The sequence below is a fragment of the Leifsonia sp. GW821-FHT13C05 genome (genome assembly GCF_058806515.1).
In genome coordinates this window covers 343,941-358,185 of sequence record NZ_JBXAPT010000004.1, presented here as the reverse complement: position 1 = coordinate 358,185, position 14,245 = coordinate 343,941, and the positions used below count along the sequence as shown (strand labels likewise).

14 protein-coding genes are annotated in these 14,245 nt (G+C 69.6%); 3 read left to right on the top strand and 11 right to left on the bottom strand.

Annotated elements, in window-relative coordinates:
- Positions 1 to 164 precede the first annotated feature (164 nt).
- The 4 genes from phoH2 to AC1ROC_RS13930 form a co-directional block, all read right to left on the bottom strand.
- Positions 165 to 1,514 carry an RNA 5'-3' helicase PhoH2 gene (gene phoH2 / locus AC1ROC_RS13945; protein ID WP_085371137.1) on the bottom strand — a complete coding sequence of 450 codons (1,350 nt, stop codon included), beginning with the start codon at positions 1,512 to 1,514 and terminating at the stop codon, positions 165 to 167.
- A 321-nt stretch (positions 1,515 to 1,835) separates the two neighbouring features.
- Positions 1,836 to 2,957, bottom strand: a complete 1,122-nt coding sequence (locus AC1ROC_RS13940) for an aminotransferase class V-fold PLP-dependent enzyme (RefSeq protein WP_493000834.1) — start codon at positions 2,955 to 2,957, stop codon at positions 1,836 to 1,838.
- Positions 2,958 to 3,016: 59 nt separating this feature from the next.
- A complete protein-coding gene (locus AC1ROC_RS13935; protein ID WP_493000832.1) occupies positions 3,017 to 4,030 on the bottom strand; it encodes a hypothetical protein in 1,014 nt (337 codons plus the stop codon).
- A 123-nt stretch (positions 4,031 to 4,153) separates the two neighbouring features.
- Positions 4,154 to 4,939 carry an isoprenyl transferase gene (locus AC1ROC_RS13930; protein WP_168689756.1) on the bottom strand — a complete coding sequence of 262 codons (786 nt, stop codon included), beginning with the start codon at positions 4,937 to 4,939 and terminating at the stop codon, positions 4,154 to 4,156.
- A 72-nt stretch (positions 4,940 to 5,011) separates the two neighbouring features.
- Here AC1ROC_RS13930 and trhA point away from each other — a divergent pair, with 72 nt between their 5' ends.
- The gene (gene trhA, locus AC1ROC_RS13925; protein WP_493000830.1) at positions 5,012 to 5,818 is read left to right on the top strand and encodes a PAQR family membrane homeostasis protein TrhA; all 807 of its coding nucleotides are present in this window, start codon (positions 5,012 to 5,014) and stop codon (positions 5,816 to 5,818) included.
- Between the two features lie 24 nt (positions 5,819 to 5,842).
- Here the strand turns inward: trhA and AC1ROC_RS13920 are convergent, their stop codons facing one another.
- Positions 5,843 to 6,115 carry a hypothetical protein gene (locus tag AC1ROC_RS13920; RefSeq protein ID WP_085371142.1) on the bottom strand — a complete coding sequence of 91 codons (273 nt, stop codon included), beginning with the start codon at positions 6,113 to 6,115 and terminating at the stop codon, positions 5,843 to 5,845.
- A gap of 188 nt (positions 6,116 to 6,303) precedes the next feature.
- On the opposite strand from AC1ROC_RS13920, the gene AC1ROC_RS13915 reads away from it, so the two are divergent.
- Entirely contained in the window at positions 6,304 to 6,699 is a 396-nt protein-coding gene (locus tag AC1ROC_RS13915) for a DUF4307 domain-containing protein (protein WP_493000828.1), read from the top strand.
- A gap of 110 nt (positions 6,700 to 6,809) precedes the next feature.
- Positions 6,810 to 7,298: a transcription elongation factor GreA gene (gene greA, locus AC1ROC_RS13910; protein ID WP_085371144.1), complete on the top strand. Its 489-nt coding sequence runs from the start codon at positions 6,810 to 6,812 to the stop codon at positions 7,296 to 7,298.
- A gap of 72 nt (positions 7,299 to 7,370) precedes the next feature.
- Here greA and ilvA read toward each other — a convergent pair whose 3' ends face one another.
- The 6 genes from ilvA to AC1ROC_RS13880 form a co-directional block, all read right to left on the bottom strand.
- Positions 7,371 to 8,630, bottom strand: a complete 1,260-nt coding sequence (gene ilvA / locus AC1ROC_RS13905; RefSeq protein WP_085371145.1) for a threonine ammonia-lyase — start codon at positions 8,628 to 8,630, stop codon at positions 7,371 to 7,373.
- Positions 8,631 to 8,690: 60 nt separating this feature from the next.
- The gene (locus AC1ROC_RS13900) at positions 8,691 to 9,947 is read right to left on the bottom strand and encodes an AI-2E family transporter (protein WP_493000825.1); all 1,257 of its coding nucleotides are present in this window, start codon (positions 9,945 to 9,947) and stop codon (positions 8,691 to 8,693) included.
- A gap of 124 nt (positions 9,948 to 10,071) precedes the next feature.
- Positions 10,072 to 11,202: an ABC transporter ATP-binding protein gene (locus AC1ROC_RS13895; protein ID WP_493000823.1), complete on the bottom strand. Its 1,131-nt coding sequence runs from the start codon at positions 11,200 to 11,202 to the stop codon at positions 10,072 to 10,074.
- A gap of 3 nt (positions 11,203 to 11,205) precedes the next feature.
- On the bottom strand, positions 11,206 to 12,027 hold the full coding sequence (locus tag AC1ROC_RS13890; RefSeq protein ID WP_085371262.1) for an ABC transporter permease: 822 nt from the start codon (positions 12,025 to 12,027) through the stop codon (positions 11,206 to 11,208).
- Positions 12,024 to 12,947: an ABC transporter permease gene (locus tag AC1ROC_RS13885; RefSeq protein WP_373270207.1), complete on the bottom strand. Its 924-nt coding sequence runs from the start codon at positions 12,945 to 12,947 to the stop codon at positions 12,024 to 12,026. Before AC1ROC_RS13885 ends, AC1ROC_RS13890 begins: the two co-directional genes overlap by 4 nt.
- Positions 12,947 to 14,086 carry an ABC transporter substrate-binding protein gene (locus AC1ROC_RS13880; RefSeq protein WP_493000820.1) on the bottom strand — a complete coding sequence of 380 codons (1,140 nt, stop codon included), beginning with the start codon at positions 14,084 to 14,086 and terminating at the stop codon, positions 12,947 to 12,949. The genes AC1ROC_RS13885 and AC1ROC_RS13880 overlap by 1 nt, the downstream gene beginning before the upstream one ends.
- Positions 14,087 to 14,245 lie beyond the last annotated feature (159 nt).

Sequence of the window (14,245 nt, the reverse complement as noted above, 5' to 3'; positions counted from 1 at the left end):
CCCCCCCCCCCCCCCCCCCCCCCCCCCCCCCCCCCCCCCCCCCCCCCCCCCCCCCCCCCCCCCCCCCCCCCCGCCGCGCGCGTCTACCGCCGCCTACCGCTGCCGCCCTCCGCGCGCATCCAGTCGTCTCCCAGACCCGCGCAGCGCCAGCCGGCGAGCCGGCGTCACATCACTTCGTTCCCTTCCAGCATCTCCGTCACCAGCGCCGCGATCGCCGACCGCTCCGAGCGGGTGAGCGTCACGTGCGCGAACAGCGGGTGGCCCTTGAGCGTCTCGATCACCGAGGCGACTCCGTCGTGCCGTCCGACGCGGAGGTTGTCGCGCTGGGCGACGTCGTGGGTCAGCACCACGCGCGAGTTCTGCCCGACGCGGCTGAGCACCGTGAGGAGCACGTTCCGTTCGAGCGACTGCGCTTCGTCGACGATCACGAACGCGTCGTGGAGCGAGCGGCCCCGGATGTGCGTGAGCGGCAGCACCTCGAGGATGCCGCGGTCCTGCACCTCGTCGAGCACGTTCTGCGACACCAGCGCTCCGAGCGTGTCGAAGATCGCCTGGCCCCAGGGGTTCATCTTCTCGCCCTGGTCGCCGGGGAGGTAGCCGAGTTCCTGGCCGCCGACCGCGTACAGCGGACGGAACACCATGATCTTCTTGTGCTGCTGCCGCTCCAGCACCGCCTCCAGGCCGGCGCACAGTGCGAGCGCCGATTTGCCCGTTCCCGCGCGGCCACCCAGGGACAGGATGCCGATCTCCGGGTCGAGGAGGAGGTCGATCGCCAGGCGCTGTTCTGCCGAGCGCCCGTGCAGGCCGAACACGTCCCGGTCGCCCCGGACGAGCTTCAGTTCGCCGTCCGCGACCACGCGCCCGAGGGCCGAACCACGATCGGAGTGGACGATGAGGCCCGTGTTGGCGGGCATCCCGCGCACGAGGTCGGTGCGCATCCACTCGTTTTCGTAGAGGTCGCTCATCGCGTCGCTGCCGAGGTCGATCTCGGCGAGGCCCGTCCATCCGGAGTCGACGGCGAGTTCGTGGCGGTACTCTTCGGCGGCGAGGCCGATCGAGGCCGCTTTGACGCGCAGCGGGAGGTCTTTGGAGACGACCGTGACCGCCAGCCCGTCGTTGGCGAGGTTGAGCGCCACCGCCAGGATGCGGGAGTCGTTGTCCCCGAGCTGCAACCCGCTGGGCAGAACCGACATGTTGGAGTGGTTGAGTTCCACCCGCAGCGAGCCGCCGTCCCCGACCGGGATGGGGAAGTCGAGCCGTTCGTGCTGGATCCTCAGCTCGTCCAGATTGCGCAATGCCTGCCGCGCGAAGTAGCCGATCTCGGGATCGTTGCGTTTGCCCTCCAGTTCGCTCACGACGACGACGGGGATGACGACAGCGTGTTCGGCGAACCGGAAGATCGCCTGGGGGTCGGACAGCAGGACCGAGGTGTCGAGCACATACGTGCGCTCCGCCTGGTTGGTTCCGCTGTCGGTCGACTCGAACTGTCGGGTACCTGATTCAGCCACGACCACTCCCACCCCGCTCGCTCCGTGGAGCGGGCGGATCTGTTTGGCGAGTCGGCCGGTGGGTGTCGAAACGAACTTACGTGGCCGTCTCGATCGGGCTCCGTGCCCGATAAGCCGAACCTACGCCGACCCACCGACAGGCCACCGCGACACACCGCCGTCGCGCGTTTCCATCAGGTGAACTTTCGCCCCCACTTCGGGTCCCCCGCTGCCGGAGCGATCGAGCCGGGACTTGTGTACGCGAAACGCCGTGGGTGGCTTACATAACTCCCGGCTCGATTGCGCGGGACCTCGGGCGAGAGAGGCGTGGGGACGCGGGCGCCCGGGTCAGGAGGCGGACGCGTAGGAGGTGAACGCGCCGCGCAGCATGTCGAACGTCTCGTCCGTCGTGCCGGCGTGCACGGACAGGCGCACGTTGGTCGCCCGGATGGATGCGGTGATCCCGTGGTTGAACAGGGACGCGCTGAGGGCCGTCAGCTGCTCCGGCAGCGGCTCGAGCACGACCATCCCCGCCCGTTCCGCCGCGTTGCGCGACGACGCGACCGGGATCGCGTACTCGTCCGCCAGCTCGAACACCCGCTCGACGCCGTCGCCGATCGCAGTGCTGATCGCCGGAACGCCGACCGCCGCGATGTCCTCCAGTGCCGCGGCGAACCGGGCCTGGGCGATCGGGTCCGGGTTGGAGATGCTGAACGCGCGCGTGCTGTTGCTCGGCTCCCCGACCTCGTCCCACGACCCGTCGAGGTCGGCGCCCGTCCACCCGCTGAACACCGGCGTCAGATGCTCGATGGCGCGCTCGCTCGCCGCGAGGAACCCGGTCCCCCAGCCCGCGCGCGTCCACTTCTGGCCGCCGGAGACGACGATGTCCGCAACCTCGAACGGCGCGTCCACCACCCCGAAGCCCTGGATCGCATCCACGATCAGCAGCCGGTCGCCGATCACCTGGCGGATGCCGTCGATGTCGGCCAGATACCCGGTGCGCGAGTCGACCAGGCTGACCATCACCGCCGTCGTGTTCGGCGTCAACTGCTCCCGGATGCGCGCAGGAGTGACACGCTGGTGGTCGGTCTCCAGCCAGGTCGGCGTGACCACCCGCATCGCCTGCGACGCGCGCACCGCCGCATACGTGATGCTCGGGAACTCCGCCGCAGACAGCAGCACCTCGCCCCCGGTCAGACCGAACGCGGCATGCATGAGCCCGATCGACGCCGTCGGCTGGAACACCACCTGATCGGACGGGAACCGCGTCAACGCCGACACCGCATCCCGCACCCGCTGATCCTCGGCCTGCATCCGTCCGATGCTGCCGAACCGCGCCTTGGCGAGAATCTCGTACTGCCCGAGCGTTTCCGCGAGGGCGGTCGCCGAGATCGGTCCGACCCGGCCGTAGTCGAGGTAGCCGGACTCCTCGGAGAACGTGCGGGCGAATTCGTCGATCGTCGTCGTCATTGTGTGGTGACCTCCCGGAACATTCTGTCAGCCGGGAGGGTGGATCGTGCCCACCCGCATCACACCACCGAACGCACCGGCTCCCCCACACGCCCGTCCCCGACCGCGCCCGCCCCGGCACCGGCCAGCCACCGCGACACCGGCGGCAGCCACAGCGCCACGGCCGCAGCGACGGCGGCGATCGTGGCGACGAGGATCCCCGCGCCGGAGACGCCGGCGTCGGCGTCGCTGCCGTCCGGCCACATCCCGAGCATGGACGTCTCGGTCAGGTCGCTGAGGAGGACCACCGCGACCGCGCTGACGACGAGGCGACCGAGCGCCGAACCGCGCACCACGAACAGCGCGGCGATCACCTGCACGGCCACCGCGATCACCGTCACCCAGGCGTGCACCAGAGCCACCAGCGCAGGACCCCAGGCGTTCGGCACGATCAGAGCCTGCGCGACGACCAGGATGCTCGCCACGAACGCGACGAACGCCGCCCCCACCGAGAACCACACGAACCGGGCCGCCGCTCCGGCGTTGCCCGCGTCCGCAGCGCCCACGGCGTCCATGCTCCCCGTCACGGTCGAAGACGGCACCCGCACACCCCGCACCGCCACCGGCCGACGCGCCGTCAGAGCGAGCACACACGCGGCAATCGTCAGCGCCGCGAATCCCAGCCAGGTCAGCGTGGTCACGCTGAACAGCGCACTCCAGGCGAAGTGCACGGCGACCGCCACCTGCTGGACCTGCGCCGCGACGATCAGCACGGCCAGCACGATCGCCGTGACGAGCGCGCCGCGCCCGGAGCCGTCGCGCCCGGAGCCGTCGCGCCCGCGCCGTGCTACGCCGAGCACCACGCACACCACGGTGGCGCCGAGCAGGACCGCGCGCGTGCCGAACTCGGCCGTGAAGAGCAGACCTTCGTCCATCCCGACGGTCCAGAGAGCGTAGAGGCCGATCACGCGGAGGGCCGACCATGTGAGGCCGATGCCGAGAAGGGCGGCGGCGGATGCGATCCAGGCCGCCGCGCGCATCCGGGTGTCGTCGGCGCGCCAGGCCGAGACCGCGAGTTGTCGTGCCGCACCCATCAGAACCCCCGTTGGTCGTGTCGTTCGCACTCATCCGCTCCCCGGCGGATCGTCTCCGACCCTAGCAGCGACCGCATCCCGTCCCTCGGGGCAGCGCCGGGGCGGGACGGAGCAGCCGGAGGGTCACCCCCCGTAGCGACGCTGGCGGCGCGAGTAATCGCGCACCGCACGCAGGAAGTCCACCTCGCGCAGGTCCGGCCCCAGCGCCTCCACGAAGTAGAACTCGCTGTGGGCGCTCTGCCAGAGCATGAAGTCGCTGAGGCGCTGCTCTCCGGAGGTGCGGATGACGAGGTCGGGGTCCGGCTGGCCGCCCGTGTAGAGGTGCTCGCCGATGAGGTCGGGGGTGAGCAGGTCGGCGAGGGTCTCCAGGCTGCCGCCCTTGGCGTGGTGGGCGGCGACGATGTCGCGCATCGCGTCGGTGATCTCCTTGCGGCCGCCGTAGCCGACCGCCAGATTCACGTGCAGGCCGGTGTTCTTGGCCGTACGGTCCTCCGCACCGGTCAGTGCGGCGACCAGCGGCTCCGGGAGGCCGGCGGTCGAACCGACGTGCTGCACCCGCCAGTCGCGGTAGTGGGAGAGGTCCTCGGCGAGTTCCGCGATGATCTCGATGAGGTCGGAGAGCTCGCCGCTCTCCCGGTTGCTCAGGTTGTCGCTGGACAGCAGGTAGAGAGTGACGACCTGGATGCCGAGGTCGTCGCACCACTCCAGGAACTCGCGCATCTTCGCCGCTCCCGCACGGTGCCCGTGGGCGACCGTCGTGAGCCCGAGCTGACGTGCCCAGCGGCGGTTGCCGTCGATGATCATCGCGACGTGGCGGGGCATCGACTCGGCGGGCAGGTTGCGCTTGAGCCTGTTCTGGTAGAGACCGTAGAGCAGCCCACGTCCGAGGGGGAAACTCCATCTGCTCACGGAAGTACGTTACCGCGACCCGCGGCGTCGAACTCACAGCGCGAGATCACGCTGCTCCCGTACGCTTGCTCCATGACACCCCGAAAGAGCCAGAAGCAGGAAGACGTGGCCGACGTGCTCGCCGAACCGGCCGACTCTCTCGGCCCGGCGGACGCGGCCGTGAAAGCCGACGAGAACCGGGGACCCGACCTTCCGAACATCCCGCTGCTGGATGCGTCGATCGCCGACCCCACGGAGATCAAGCCCACCTGGCGCGGCTGGATCCATGCGGCCACCTTCCCGGTCACCATCGCGGCCGGCATCGTGCTCATCACCCTCGCCGAGGGCGCACCGGCCAAGTGGTCGTCCGCGGTGTTCGTGCTCACCTCGCTGCTGCTGTTCGGCAACTCGGCGCTGTACCACCGCTTCAACTGGCGGCCGCGCGTCAAGATCATCCTCAAGCGGATCGACCACGCCAACATCTTCCTGCTGATCGCCGGAACGTACACGCCGCTCGCCGTGCTCGCTCTGCCGCCGAGCAAAGGCTTCCTGCTGCTCACGCTGGTCTGGGCCGGCGCGCTGATCGGCATCGCGTTCCGCGTGTTCTGGATCAACGCCCCGCGCTGGCTGTACGTCCCGCTCTACGTCGCCCTCGGCTGGGGCGCGCTGATGTACGTGGTCGACCTGCTCGACGCGAACGCGGCGATGATGGTGCTCGTGCTCGTCGGCGGCCTGCTCTACACGATCGGCGCGGTCATCTACGGCGTCAAGAAGCCGAACCCGTTCCCCGGGGTCTTCGGCTTCCACGAGATCTTCCACACGTTGACGGTGCTGGCATTTCTCTGCCACTGGACGGCGGTGCTGCTGATCGCCCTGCACCCGGTCTACAACGGGGGCTGAACTAACGGGAGCTGAGCCGGCGCGCTAGCGCTCGCTGTCGTCCTGACCGGCCTGACCGTCCTGCTCCGCCTGCTCGGCGTCCAGCTTCTCCGCGATCTCTGCGCGGTAGCGCACCCGCCGGATGCGCCGCGTCATGTCGAGCGCGAGCAGCACGGCGGCGACGGCGACCAGGAACGTCACCACGAAGCCGACGACACCAGGGGTGACCTGGTCGGCGTTCGGAGCGCCGGACGGCGTCGGGGAGGGCGTGGCGGCGGTGACCCACACGGCCGCGCGCAGCAGCGCATCCTGGATCATCGCTCTCCCTCACGGTCGACGACGATTCCAGCGCGCAGGTCGGTTACGGGCATCCGGGTCTCCACTTTCGAGCCGAGGACGAAGCGCAGGGTTTCACAGCTTCATCTCCTAGTCTGGGTTCAAGCCTACCGTCGCCCGGACGGTGCAGTTTCCACGGGAGAACGTTCAGTGCAGGGAGAAGGATGGCGGTGACCGAGACCCTCGATCGCCGCTACGGTCGAACGCCCGGTCGCAAGCGCCGGGACCGCTGGTGGATCATCGGAGTGGCTGTCGCGTTCGTCGCGATCTTCGCGGCGTGGACGTTCTGGGCGGGCTGGGACAACGACCAGGCCGACCTCGAGGCGACGGACACCGCGTACACGATCACGGATGCGCACCACGTGCGGATCACGTTCACCGTGAACACGCCGCCCGGCACCCCGGTGACCTGCGCCGTGCAGGCGCTGAACGAGTCGTTCGCCATCGTCGGCTGGCGGATCATCAGCTATCCGGCCTCCGACAAGCGCCTCACGGAGTACACGGAGACGATCAAGACCACGGAGCAGAGCAATACAGGTTTGATTTCCAACTGCTGGCTGACCTAGGATTCTTCGATACGCCCCGACCGATGTCGGGGCGTCGACTTTATCCAGCCGGTCCCCGGACCGGCCGATCTGCCCAGCCGGTCACGACCGGCGGCGCAAAGGAGTTCATCATGTCTCAGGAGTCTCAGGTCAGCTTTCTGACCCAGGATGCGTACGACCGTCTGTCGGCCGAACTCGAGGAGCTCAGCGTCAACGGCCGAAACGAGATCGCGAAGCGCATCGAGGCGGCCCGCGAGGAGGGCGACCTCAAAGAGAACGGCGGATACCACGCCGCGAAAGACGAGCAGGGCAAGATCGAGGCCCGCATCGTGCAGCTCACCAACCTGCTGCGCAATGCCACCGTCAGCGAAGCCCCGGAGAGCCACGGTGTCGTGGAGCCCGGAACGGTGATCACGGCGACCATCGCGGGCGACGAGAGCACCTTCCTCATCGGCAACCGCGAGATCGCGGCGGGAACGGACCTCCAGGTCTACTCCGAGGGCAGCCCGCTCGGCGAGGCGATCCTCGGCCTCAAGGTGGGCGACTCCACGTCGTACACCGCGCCGAACGGCAAGCAGATCGCCGTCACGATCCAGAACGTGGAGACCTACCGCGGCTGAGCGGACGGTTCACGTGAGAAGCGCGGTGCGGGCATCCCGCACCGCGCTTTCTCGTGCAAGGGGCCGAGCGGCCTACTCGTAGTCGAGCACGGGGTCGTAGCCCGCGGCGCGGAGCGCTTCGATGACGTGCTGGCGGTGATCGGTGCCCCGGGTCTCGACGCTGACGTCGAGCTCCACCTGGCTGAGCTGCAGGCCGCGCCCATGCCGGGTGTGCAGCACCTCCACCACGTTGGCGTTGACGCCGGCGAGGATCTCGGAGATGCGCGCGAGCTGACCGGGGCGGTCGGGCAGCATGATGGTGAGCTTGAGGTAGCGGTCGGAGGCCGCGAGACCGTGGCTGATGATGCGCTGCATGAGCAGCGGGTCGATGTTGCCGCCGGAGAGGATCGCGACCGTCGGGCCGATGGCGGGGACCTTGCCGGCCAGGATCGCGGCGACGGCGGCTGCACCGGCCGGTTCGACGACGAGCTTCGCCCGCTCCAGGAGCACCAGGAGGGCGCGTGCGATGTCGTCCTCCGAGACGGTAACGACCTCGTCGACCACGTCGCGGATGATCTGGAAGTTGAGGGCGCCCGGCTTGCTCACGGCGATGCCGTCGGCGATGGTGGCGACGAGCGCGATCTCAGTGGGCTCCCCCGCATCCAGGGACGGCGGGTACGCGGCGGCGTTGGCCGCCTGCACGCCGATGACGCGGATCTCCCTGCCCTCGGCGGCAGCGCGCTGCTTGACGGCGCTGGCCACTCCTGAGATGAGTCCGCCGCCGCCGATGGGGACGACGATGGTGGCCGCATCCGGCACGTCGTCGAGGATTTCGAGACCGAGCGTGCCCTGCCCGGCCACCACATCCGGATGGTCGAACGGCGGGATGAGGACCGCTCCGGTCTCCGCGGCGAAGTCGGCGGCGGCGCGCAGCGTCTCGTCGACGATGCTGCCGCTCAGGACGACGTCGGCGCCGTAGTCGCGGGTGGCCTGGAACTTGGGGATGGCGACGCCGACCGGCATGAAGATCGTGGCGTGGATGCCCAGCTCCCTGGCCGCGAACGCGACCCCCTGGGCGTGGTTGCCCGCCGACGCGGCGACGACGCCGCGCTCGCGCTCTTCGGCGCTGAGCTTGGCCATCCGGTTGTACGCGCCGCGGATCTTGTACGACCCGGTGCGCTGCAGGTTCTCGCACTTGAGGAAGACGGGAGCACCGAGCACGTCGGCGAGGAACCGCGAGGTCTCGACGGGCGTCGGCTCCGCGACCTTCGACACGACGATGCGTGCGGCCTCGATCTCATCGAGGCTCGGCCCAGCGAAAGGAGTGCGCGTCGAATCAGTCAGCGTGGCCACGGGGACAGCCTACTCGCGGACGTATTCCACGAACCGAATGTGACCCGTCGGCCGACACCGTCAGGTCCTCGCGCGCCGTGGCGGCCGCGGGACGGTCTGCCAGAGCACCGTATCGGGTGCCGAGTATTCCCGGTGGGTGCCCTCGCGCCACGCCCCGCTCGACACGTAGTGCACCATCACGTTGAGCACGGCGGCGACCGGCACCGCGAACAGCGCACCGGGGATTCCCGCGAGCAGCGATCCGGCCGCGACGGCGAGCACGACGGCCAGTGGATGCACCTTGACCGCCGTTCCCATGATGAGCGGTTGCAGCACATGCCCCTCGATCTGCTGCACCAGCAGCACGACGGCGAGCATGATGAGCGCGAACACCCAGCCCTTGAAGATCAACGCGATGAAGATCGCCAGCGCACCGGTGACGACGGCGCCGACGACCGGGATGAACGAGCCGAGGAAGACCAGCACCGCGATCGGGATCACCAGCGGCAGCCCGAGGAAGAACGCCCCGAGACCGATGCCGAGGGCGTCGATCGATGCGACCAGAATCTGCACCTTCACGAAGTTGCGCAGGGTGACCCAGCCGGCCTGGCCAGCGCCATCGACGGCGCGGCGGGCGCGCGTCGGGAAGATGCGCACGATCCAGTTCCAGATGGAACGGCCGTCGATGAGGATGAACAGTGTGCTGAACAGCACGAGCAACAGCCCGGCGAGCACGTGGCCGAGGGTCGAGCCGATCGACAGCGCGCCGGTGATGAAGATCTGGCTGTCCTGCTGGATCGACTTCGCGAGCGAGTCGAGGGCGCTGCTGATCTGGCTCTCGCTCAGGCCGAGCGGCCCGGACGTCAGCCACACGCGGAACTGGTCGTACGCCGCCACGGACTGCGTCTGAAGTTCGTGGCTCTGCCGCGTGACCTGCCAGACCGCGAGGTAGAGCAGTCCTCCGACCACCACGATCACCGAGACCATCGCCGCGACGATCGCGACCCACCGCGGCCACCTGTGCCGGTGCAAGAAGTCGACGAACGGCACCAGCAGCGCCGAGATCAGCACGGCGATCAGCAGCGGGATGATGATGAGCCGCAGCTGCACCACGAGGAAGATCGCAACGGCGATGACGGCGCCGATGACGAGCAGCCGCCACGACCAGGCGCCGGCCACGAGCATCCCGTGCGGCAGCGACTCCTCGACGGACCCGTGCTTCTGCACCGCGCCGTCCTGCTCCGGGCGGCGGCCCTTGAGGAACCAGCCTCTGGCGGGCGCGCGGTTCTCGCGCGGCGTGACGGTGAGCTGCTTCGGCGTCGCGTCGTTCTCTGACATGCCGGTCAGTCTAGGCGCGCACCGGCGCCGGTCCAGCGGGTTGACGCGCGCTGTTGGCAACCCACAGGATGCGCCCAGCTGTGGAGGGATTGGCCACGGTCACCCGCCAGCGACACGTTCCCCCCTACGCCTCCCCCACCGTCACCGGCGTCCCCGCCAGCGACACGTGGATGCGCTCGCCCGGCGCGGGGGCGTGGCGCGTCTCGTGCTGCACGGCCAGCTCGGTGCCGTCGTCGAGGCGCACCCTGGTGCGGCGGAGGGCGCCGAGGAAGCTGGTGGTGAGCACGACGCCGGGGAGCACGGGGCCCGCCGCGGCGGCGGACGGTCCGGAGAAGAGCACGTCCTCCGGGCGGAGGTAGACGGTCACGGGGCCGTCGGGCGACGGGGTGACGAGCGGGAGGCGCATCCCGAACACGGTCAGCTCGCCGCCGATGACGGTGCCGCGCACGCGGTTGGTGAGGCCGACGAACTCTGCGACGAATGCGGAGGCCGGGCGGCGGTAGAGCTCTTCCGGCTCGCCGATCTGCTCGATGTCGCCCGCGCGCATCACGGCCACCCTGTCGGCGACGGCGAGCGCCTCCTCCTGATCGTGCGTCACGAAGAACGTGGTGATGCCGAGCTCGGTCTGGATGCGCCGGATCTCGTCGCGCAGCTGCACCCTGACCTTCGCATCCAGAGCGGACAGCGGCTCGTCGAGGAGGAGCACGCGGGGGCGGGTCACGAGCGCCCTGGCGAGGGCGACGCGCTGCTGCTGGCCGCCGGAGAGCTGGTGCGCGTAGCGGTCGGCGTGGTGGTCGAGGCCGACGAGGTCGAAGGCTTCCGCGGCGCGGCGGCGGCGGTCTGCCGAGGAGACTTTGCGCATCCGGAGCCCGAACTCGACGTTCTGGCCGGAGGTGAGGTGCGGGAAGAGCGAGTACGACTGGAAGACCATGCCGAGGTCGCGGCGGTTGGTCGGCTGGTCGGTGACGTCGTCGCCGTCGATCAGGATGCTGCCGGAGTCGACGCGTTCGAGCCCGGCGAGGGCGCGGAGGGCCGTGGTCTTCCCGCAGCCGCTCGGACCGAGCAGGGCGATCAGCTCTCCGGGCCTGGCGCTGAGGCTGAGACCGGCGAGGCCGGCCCCTCCGCCGAAGTCGCGCACGACGGAGCGCAGCTCGACGGTGCTGCCGAGATCGCCGGACGCGGCGACACCGGATGCGGCGACACCGGATGCGGCGCCCGCCGCGGCGGGAAGGACGGACGTTTCGGGTGCGGACACGGGTCAGCCTTTCGCTGGGCGGCGTCGCCCGGCCGTCACGAGACGGTCGACGACGAAGAGGAGGAGGAACGCGAACACCAGCGCGAGCAGCGCGAAGATGACCGCGACGAACGGGTCGGACTGCGACACCAGCAGCAGCGCCGTCTGCAGGTTCACCCTGCTGAGGAGCGACGCGATGGTGAACTCGCCCAGCACGACCGCCACCGAGAGCACACTCGCGGCGAGGATTCCGCGGCGCAGGTTCGGCACCAGGATGCGCAGCAGCACGCTCAGCCAGCCCGCGCCGAGCGAACGGCCGGCCTCGCTGAGGGTGACCACGTCGATGGCCGCGATGTTGCTCTGGATGGCGCGGTACGCATACGGCAGCACCAGGATGCCGTACGCGAAGGCGAGGGTCCAGGTGCCGGAGCCGAACAGCTGGGTGACGGCGGCGTACGTCGGCGCGAGCCCCACCACCAGCACGATCGCGGGGATCACGATGGGCAGCAGGCACACCAGTTCCAGCGCGCGCCGCAGCTTCGGGATGCGCAGCTCCACCAGGATCATCGTCGGCAGCAGCACGAGCAGCACGATCGCCACCGTGACGACGGCGAGCACCAGCGAGTTGCCGAGACCCTGGTAGATCCGGTCGTAGCGGGTGGTCTCCCCGCTGAAGACGAGCACCCACCTGTCGATGTTGTAGACGCCGGGCTTCGCCGTGCGGAGGGTGAACTCCACCATCGAGAACAGCGGGATGAGGAAGAACAGGCCGAAGATCACCCAGATGACCGTGCGCGTGACCGGGCCGGGGCCGAAGCGGAGCGCCGGGGCCGTGCGGCGGCTCATCGCTGCCACCGGGCGGTGCGGGAGGCGAGCGCGGAGTATCCGAGCATGACGACGATCATCACCACGAGCATCCCGAGCGACATCGCACCCGCGAGGTTGGCGCGGCCGAGGACGGTCTCGGAGATGAGGGCCTGGCGGATCTGCAGGGAGACGATGTTGTTCGCCTGCCCGACGAGCGCCGCCGCGGTGGCGTACGACGAGAACGCATTCGCGAACAGCAGCAGCAGGCTGCCGAGGAACGACGGGAGCAGCACCGGGATGCCCACCCGGAACCAGTAGGTGGCGCGGCTCCCCCCGAGGGTCGCGTTCGCCTCCAGCCACTGCGGCTTCAGGCCTTCCAGCGCCGGCATGAACGTGATGACCATGAGCGGGATCTGGAAGTAGAGGTACGGCAGGATGAGTCCGGGCACCGTGTAGAGCCAGACGCCGTTCTCGTAGATGTTGATGTGGAACTGGTTGCGCAGCAGCACGGTCACGAGGCCCTGGGCGCCGATGGTCGCGATGAACGCGAACGCGAGCATCACACCGCCGAACTGGGCGAGCACGCTGCTGGCCGAGTCGACCAGCGAGCGGGTGGCACCGCCCGGGCGCGAGCGCAGCATGGCGAAGCAGAGGGCCGCTCCGGCGACTGCGCCCACCACCGCGGTGACCGCGGAGAGAAAGAAGGCGCCGACGAACGAGCCGAAGATCGCGGGCTCGGCGAGGCCGGTGATGTTCGCCCAGGTGAAGCGGCCGTCCGCATCCACGAACCCGCTGCCGACCGCGATCACCGTCGGGACGGCGAGGAAGACGACGACATAGAACGCGAACGGCGTGAGGCCGAGGATCGCGGGAAGGCCCCTGGGCAGCGACAGGCGCCGGGTCTCCCCGGCGCCGTCGCGCTCCAGCGGCGGCGCAGCAGCGCCGACCGTTTCGGTCATTAGCCGACCGCGTTCGCCCAGGTGGCGTTGAGCAGGGTTCCGGCGTCGGTGGCCTGCTTGTCCGTCATGACGGCGGTCTTGTCGAGCTTGCCAGGGAAGTCGGCCTTGTTCAGCGTGCCGGCCTTCTCCATCGCATCCACGCGGGCCGGGTACGCCCCGCCCTTCAGCCACGCGTTCTGGGCGGCGTCGCTGTAGAGGTACTCCTCCCAGAGGCGCGCGGCCGCGGGGTGCGGGGCGTCCTTGTTGATGGCCTGGTTGTAGTAGCCGACGTACGCGGTGCCGGGAAGCACGGTGTACTTCCAGTTCACGCCGCCGCCCTTGATGGTGTCGGAGGTGGTGTAGCCCTTCTGGTTGAACGACCAGTCGAGCAGCACCGGGGTCTCGCCGGAGGCGATGGTGTTCGGCTTGCCGTCCGCGGCGTTCCAGTTGCCCGCCTTCTTCAGCTTGGCGAACCAGTCGACGCCCGGCTTGAGGTCGTCGAGGGTTCCGCCCGCCTGCAGGTCGGCGAACGCGACGGCGCCGGCTGCTGCTGCCGCCTGCGTGGGGTTGCCGTTCAGTGCGACGGCACCCTTGTACTCGGAGCCGAGCAGGTCGTCGAGGCTCTTCGGCGCCGACTTGATCTTGTTGGCGTCGTAGCCGACCGCCATCACGCCGTAGTACCCGACCTTCCAGAGCCCGGTGGACTCCTTCTCGTTGGCCGGGATGTCGTCCCAGCCGGTGGGCTTGTACGGCGCGAAGTACTCGGTGTTGGCGAGGGCGACGGACGAGCCGATGTCGAAGGTGTCCGGAGCGGTGTCCTGGCCCTTGAGCTTCTTGGCCGCGTCGATCTCCTCCTGGCTGGATGCGCTGTCCTGGCTGGGGTTGATCGTGATGCCGTACTTCTTGGTGAAGCCGTCGAAGATCTCCTGGTAGTTCGCCCAGTCGCCCGGCGTCGCGATGATGTTGAGGGTGCCCTCCTTCTTCGCGGCGGCGACGAGCGCATCCATGCCGCCGGCAGCCTTCGCGTCGGCAGCGGTCGCGATGTCCTTCGACGATGTCGGGTCTGCTGCGTTCGCCCCGCCGGTGCAGGCGGCGAGCGAGAGTGCGACGACGGTGGCCGCGGCGGCAAGGCCGGCGACGCGTGCGCGCTTGATGGTCACAGTTCCTCCAGTGTGGGGTGCCAGGGTGGTCGTCCCGCGTTCGGTCGCGGGACACACGGATTCCCATCCGGGCCGGTGCCAACGTATGGCGGTCGTTCGACCGGTCGGGGTGCCGTCGATGGACGGAAGGTGAACGGCCGGGAAAGGACTGTCCGCGGT

Coding starts and splice junctions, on each gene's coding strand:
- AC1ROC_RS13890 (WP_085371262.1), bottom strand. CDS start 12,027: ATGAGCCGCCGCACGGCCCCGGCGCTCCGCTTCGGCCCCGGCCCGGTC.
- trhA (WP_493000830.1), top strand. CDS start 5,012: ATGACACCCCGAAAGAGCCAGAAGCAGGAAGACGTGGCCGACGTGCTC.
- AC1ROC_RS13940 (WP_493000834.1), bottom strand. CDS start 2,957: ATGACGACGACGATCGACGAATTCGCCCGCACGTTCTCCGAGGAGTCC.
- greA (WP_085371144.1), top strand. CDS start 6,810: ATGTCTCAGGAGTCTCAGGTCAGCTTTCTGACCCAGGATGCGTACGAC.
- AC1ROC_RS13885 (WP_373270207.1), bottom strand. CDS start 12,947: ATGACCGAAACGGTCGGCGCTGCTGCGCCGCCGCTGGAGCGCGACGGC.
- AC1ROC_RS13900 (WP_493000825.1), bottom strand. CDS start 9,947: ATGTCAGAGAACGACGCGACGCCGAAGCAGCTCACCGTCACGCCGCGC.
- AC1ROC_RS13920 (WP_085371142.1), bottom strand. CDS start 6,115: ATGATCCAGGATGCGCTGCTGCGCGCGGCCGTGTGGGTCACCGCCGCC.
- AC1ROC_RS13935 (WP_493000832.1), bottom strand. CDS start 4,030: ATGGGTGCGGCACGACAACTCGCGGTCTCGGCCTGGCGCGCCGACGAC.